The 1956-nt window shown below is 52.6% G+C and carries 2 protein-coding genes and 1 pseudogene; 2 read left to right on the plus strand and 1 reads right to left on the minus strand.

Features of this window, described 5'->3' with window-relative positions; translation table 11 throughout:
- Nucleotides 1-74: 74 nt before the first annotated feature.
- Together MVC73_RS10460 and MVC73_RS10465 are read left to right on the plus strand one after the other, a co-directional pair.
- Nucleotides 75-599, plus strand: coding sequence for a ferritin family protein (locus MVC73_RS10460; RefSeq protein WP_297510798.1), 525 nt, complete (start codon nucleotides 75-77; stop codon nucleotides 597-599).
- Nucleotides 600-708: 109 nt separating this feature from the next.
- Entirely contained in the window at nucleotides 709-1755 is a 1047-nt protein-coding gene (locus MVC73_RS10465) for a DUF835 domain-containing protein (RefSeq protein ID WP_297510795.1), read from the plus strand.
- On the opposite strand, the pseudogene MVC73_RS10470 reads toward MVC73_RS10465, so the two are convergent.
- Nucleotides 1756-1956, minus strand: a pseudogene (locus MVC73_RS10470) (rubrerythrin family protein); the annotation flags it as partial.

A 1956-nucleotide genomic window follows, 5' to 3' on the forward strand; every position in this document is an offset into this window, starting at 1 on the left:
TAGGAAGGAAGGGTTTAAGAGGGTTGAAGCGTACAACGAGATAGGGCTTCTGCTCGAAGAATGGGGTGATGAAGATGGTTCCGCCGGAGCTTGAAGAGGGGCTTCCCCTCGAGAAGGTTAAGGACTTCTCGCTTGAAGAACTGTTGGGAATGGCAGTAAAAGCGGAGATCGGGGCGAGGAAGTTCTACGAGAGCCTCGCCGAGAGGATAGACATCCAGGAGCTTAAGAACAAGATAGAGTGGCTCGCTGGTGAGGAGAAGAAGCACGAGGAGCTTCTGAGGAAGATTTACGCCAACATGTTCCCCGGAAAGGAAATCGTCTTTCCCAAGGAGCACATAGGGCCGGAGCTTCAGCCGGTCGCGAGGCAGCTCCACGGCGTTGAGGACATAATAGAGCTGATAAGGTGGGCCATGAAGGCCGAGGAGATAGCGGCGAAGTTCTACGCCGAGCTTGAGGACATGGTTGACACCGAGGAGAAGAAGAGGCTCATGCGCTACCTCAGCGACATGGAGTGGGGCCACTACTACAACCTCAAGGCCGAGTATGAACTCCTCCTCGACTGGGCCATGTACAGCCAGATGATGAACGTCGGGCCGTGAAGACCGCTCTCACCCGTTTTTAACTTCTTGTTACACAATCGAGTTCGTATTTCGAACAACCTGGAAATTCTTATAACTTTTTGTGCCGTGTAAAAAGAAGGGCAAAAGTATGAAAGATACCATCCTCCTCTTAATCCTAACGGTTAAAATTACCACAGGGCTTGCTTTTTTGGCAGTTTACTTCAGGGGACACAGGAAGTCCGCCCTCTACCTTTCTTTGGGATGGCTGGCGAGTGCAACTCTTCCAGCCAACATTTCCTCGAGTATTGGGGTGGATATCAACCCCCTGCTCATGGGGGCCGCAACCGCCCTGACGCTTTTGGGGATACTCCACCTCATCACCGAGGAAACGGAAGTTTCAACCCCCCGGATGGTCTGGTATTCCCTGCCCAGCCTTCCATTGGTGTACGGTTTAATCGAGAGCATAGCAAAGGTAAGCCCGGGCGGAACTTACGTCGTTTCCGGGACCCTGCTTGCGATAGGTGGTGCCGTCTTGGTGGAGATTCTGTCCTCGTATTACAAATCGAGGGCACAGCTCTTTGGCATCGCGATTTTTCTTGCGGGTGTGATGAGCATGCTGTATCCACTCGTTTATTCTAACGGCTTCATAAATGAGGAGCAGGCCGTGTACATCTCCTCCGGTATCGCGGCATTCATGGCTTACGCCTACTACGAACTGATATACAGCGAGAGGTTTCTCGATTCCGGCAGGTTTGGGAACGGGGGGTCAGCAAGGCTGTCCCTCTCACGTGGGGTCATCGTAACGACACCGGAGGAGTTTAGGGGCATGAGTGAATCCCTGACGGACTACCCCGTGCTTGCATTCCACCGGACAATGGAACCCGTTGATGGGTGGATATGCTACAGGATCAGCACGGTGGAGGGGAGCAAAACTATTTCACCGACGTCCCTTTACAGGATAACCCAGATTTCCTCGCAGTATTTCAGAGAAGCAAGGAAGATGGGGAAGCACGGGGTGATTGTTCTCGAAACCCCTGAGTTCCTAAAGCTCTACAACGACTTCAAAAGCGTGCTTAAGCTCCTCTCGACCCTTAAGGACCTGGCCTACCTCTCAAACGGGAGCCTCGTCGTAATAACGACAAAAGAGGTTTGGGGAAAAGAAGAGTGGAACTACCTCCTCAGGATCCTGGAGTGATTACTCCTTGTACTTCGCTATCAGCTCCGCTAAAAGCCTGTGGTGCTCTCTCTCGTTCTCAACTATCGCCTCGGCGAGGCCCTTGAAGAGCGGGTGGGTCATCTTCTCGGCCATCTTCTGGTAGGTCTCTATCATGTCCTTCTCTATCTCGAGGTGCATCTCGGCGAAGCGCTTAACGAGTGCCTTCTGCTCGGGAGAAAG

The sequence above is a fragment of the Thermococcus sp. genome (assembly GCF_027052235.1).
Lineage (GTDB): Archaea > Methanobacteriota_B > Thermococci > Thermococcales > Thermococcaceae > Thermococcus.